Annotated in this window: 1 protein-coding gene; it reads left to right on the forward strand. The window is 43.9% G+C overall.

Annotated features, from left to right (window positions below):
• Positions 1-333 (forward strand): hypothetical protein (locus tag NBZ85_RS34315; RefSeq protein WP_261563540.1); only part of this gene is annotated, 333 nt, incomplete at its 5' end.
• Between the last annotated feature and the right edge of the window lie 54 nt (positions 334-387).

The following is a 387-nucleotide window of genomic DNA, read 5'->3' on the forward strand; positions in this document are numbered from 1 at the left end:
GGTCAACAACGTATTGGTACGGTTCTACCTGATACGCTGGTCGCTGACATGAAAAAAAGCTTTGCAGAAGTCGCTGCTGGAAATGGCAAGGCACAACGTGATGCATTAACCCAGCAATTTAAAACTTTTGCTGATGCATTGACTCACCACTTCATGACCGAATTTAACAAAACGCTGGGTCTGGGCATGATGAAACGCGGTGTTGCGAGCGTTGCAACCAGTGGTGTCGAAACAGCCGTTCACATTGTGATTAACAAGCTCATCCCAGGTTTAAGCCAAGGTGAACTTGAAGTATTTGCAAAACATTTTGATCAGTTATTGGTTCAAAAGTAATTCAGCAAATGATGCAAAAGCGATGGTCATGGAACCATCGCTTTTTATTGGGCG

The organism is Frankia tisae, assembly GCF_025403405.1.
Classification (GTDB): Bacteria; Actinomycetota; Actinomycetes; order Frankiales; family Frankiaceae; genus Frankia; species Frankia tisai.